Origin of the sequence: Klebsiella sp. HMSC25G12, from assembly GCF_001807705.1 — a bacterium.
In the GTDB taxonomy this organism is placed as follows: domain Bacteria; phylum Pseudomonadota; class Gammaproteobacteria; order Enterobacterales; family Enterobacteriaceae; genus Klebsiella; species Klebsiella variicola.
On the sequence record NZ_KV789919.1, the window covers coordinates 1 to 2,313 of the forward strand.

Consider the following 2,313-nt stretch of genomic DNA (forward strand, 5'->3'; position numbering starts at 1 on the left):
TTCGCACGAAATCTTATTTATTCAACAAAGCCACCTTGTTTTGCAATCAAGGATGTTCCACAAATGAGACAGACACAGTTGCATGAAAGGCCATTCTCAACGCTGGCGATATCAACAATTTTATTTGAAACCGTATCGAATCCAAATGGTATCCATTTTTGTGAATTACGTCGCATGAATATTCCTCGTTAAAAACGAATAAAGGATTCTACATTATTCGCTTCTATCAAACATGGAATAACAGTGCCTTATTTACATTATTCAGATCTCATCGGGGATGAGATGCCACACAGAGGCAGGTATTTTGTCATAGATTTTTTTCATGTAGATCTCAGCTCTGCGGTGATCATACGCTCCATTCAAGCTGGTTATCTTATTTATATCCCCTCCTTCATCATTTAATTTATCCAGGATACGTTCAAAAACTTTATCGAGAGTTTCTGCCGTGCTGCACTTCCTGAACTTCAGGAGATAGGTTTCTCTCAGGCTACTGTGCACATTTAGGCTTTTCAACAACAACGCTCCGGGGCATGTCCAAAAACAATGGCTATTATCGAATAACATTAAACGAAGTACCACAGACAGGCAAGAGAATCATCTTGATTAATTTCCCATTCTCCCTAGATTTGAAAAAAAACAATGCTACTATACTGGTTATAAAAACAGTGCCATTGATAAGACATGAGATCTTCCCATGACAGATAAAACTAAGCTGGTTGCGATTGCACGAACCGATGACATGAGCGCTCTTGAAGCACTCAAGCTGTTACGGTTTCGCCCTTACAATACGGCAAGAAGTCAGTTAAGAGTCACAAGTGTCTGGTCTGCATGGTGCGCCAGGCACGGTCTGCCCCCCTTCCCCGTTACAGCAGTTGATGTCGAGCGCTATATTAATGGGCTGAATGGATCCGTTAAAATGGCGACCATTTCTCATTTTATTGCATGCCTTTCAAGCGTAAACAGCAGCCTGGGTTTTCCAGACTTCCGCAACGTTCTGATCAAAGCACTGGTTCAGGTATGGCGGGCGGGGGAGAATGAGAAAAAAATCGTCACCGGTCAGGCCCTTCCATTTCTTATATCCGATCTCAATATTCTTCGCCGGTCACTGCATAAAAGCGACGACCTGAGAGACATACGCGACCTTGCAATGATATGGGTTGGGTTTGAAACCCTGCTGCGTAACGTGGAAATTCGAAGGATTAAAACCGGCGACCTGAAATGGCAAAATGACACGTCCTGTTACCTTCTGGACGTCATGCGGACCAAGACAAGCCTCTCAAGTAACCTGGCATTTCAGCTCTCACCACAATGCAGTCAGCATGTCAGACGGTTGATTGAGACGGTGGAATACACCGATACTGAAACCTTCGGGCACCGTTTTCTTTTTCAGCCTGTGAACATCCATACAAACCGATATTTCCCACCCACCAGCAGTAAGCTATCACGGGGTAAATCCATAGACAGGATGCTGGTCAAAGCAGGATTCAGTCAGGGGTTACTGACGCAGCTACAGAATGAATCAAAGGTATCACGGGAAGATGTTGGTATGCTGTCCTCTAATTCACTGAACCAGGCATTTGCACGCCTCTGGGGGATTGCCGGGAAGGTCGGCGACAGTAACCGACAGTCCGGGCGGTACCGGACATGGACAGGACACAGTGTGCGTGTGGGGGGAGCCATAGAGCTGTTTAAGGCCGGGTACTCCCTGGAAAAGATTACCGAGATGGGGAACTGGTCTGATCCAAAGATGGTCTTCCGTTATATCCGTGGATATCTTGCCAGTGAAAAAGCCATGGTAAGCTTTATGCGTAATCATCTGGACGATATATAGATTTTACTAAGAGAAACACCAGCACTCAGCAACATGTTACTGAGCGCTGGTCACTTACTTTTCAGATATTCAGTTCTTTCAAATCTGTCACAACAAAATCCCCTTTACCTGAAAGACTGTCAAAATCATCGAGTGTAAATTCATGCGTGTGATACCAAATGACCCTGCATGTAGGACAAGTAACAGGTAACAAATCTTCCGCTAATTTTTCGCTGTTATGGATAACCTCACCCATCTCGTTTGTGTCAACAATATAACCACTTATGCAAAGGGTTTCGTACCCATGAGCACCTGTAACAATATGGGTTGCTGTTCTCTCACGAATTTCTCCATTAATTTTAATCTGCTCTCGCGTGGTAATCGTTCTTTTATTATTCATTAAACCTCCGGATGAAATATTAAAAACAAAGGCTATTATTGCGCCCGACTTCTGAATAATTTCGAAACCAAACGGCTTTGTTGAATAAATCAGATTTCGGGTA

Annotated in this window: 4 protein-coding genes; 2 read left to right on the plus strand and 2 right to left on the minus strand. The window is 43.8% G+C overall.

What is annotated here, in order from left to right:
- A partial coding sequence (locus HMPREF3096_RS31235) for a hypothetical protein (protein WP_218069939.1) occupies positions 1 to 192 on the plus strand: 192 nt, incomplete at its 5' end.
- 69 nt (positions 193 to 261) lie between these two features.
- Here HMPREF3096_RS31235 and HMPREF3096_RS24060 read toward each other — a convergent pair.
- On the minus strand, positions 262 to 516 hold the full coding sequence (locus tag HMPREF3096_RS24060) for an Hha/YmoA family nucleoid-associated regulatory protein (protein WP_023328991.1): 255 nt from the start codon (positions 514 to 516) through the stop codon (positions 262 to 264).
- A 178-nt stretch (positions 517 to 694) separates the two neighbouring features.
- On the opposite strand from HMPREF3096_RS24060, the gene HMPREF3096_RS24065 reads away from it, so the two are divergent.
- A complete protein-coding gene (locus HMPREF3096_RS24065) occupies positions 695 to 1,831 on the plus strand; it encodes a tyrosine-type recombinase/integrase (RefSeq protein ID WP_070544656.1) in 1,137 nt (378 codons plus the stop codon).
- A gap of 61 nt (positions 1,832 to 1,892) precedes the next feature.
- Here HMPREF3096_RS24065 and HMPREF3096_RS24070 read toward each other — a convergent pair whose 3' ends face one another.
- Positions 1,893 to 2,210 (minus strand): hypothetical protein, encoded by a 318-nt coding sequence (locus HMPREF3096_RS24070; protein WP_012540152.1) that lies wholly within the window; start codon positions 2,208 to 2,210, stop codon positions 1,893 to 1,895.
- Between the last annotated feature and the right edge of the window lie 103 nt (positions 2,211 to 2,313).

Excerpts from the sequence above, each read along its gene's own strand:
- HMPREF3096_RS24065 (WP_070544656.1), top strand. The coding sequence starts at position 695 with ATGACAGATAAAACTAAGCTGGTTGCGATTGCACGAACCGATGACATG.
- HMPREF3096_RS24070 (WP_012540152.1), bottom strand. The coding sequence starts at position 2,210 with ATGAATAATAAAAGAACGATTACCACGCGAGAGCAGATTAAAATTAAT.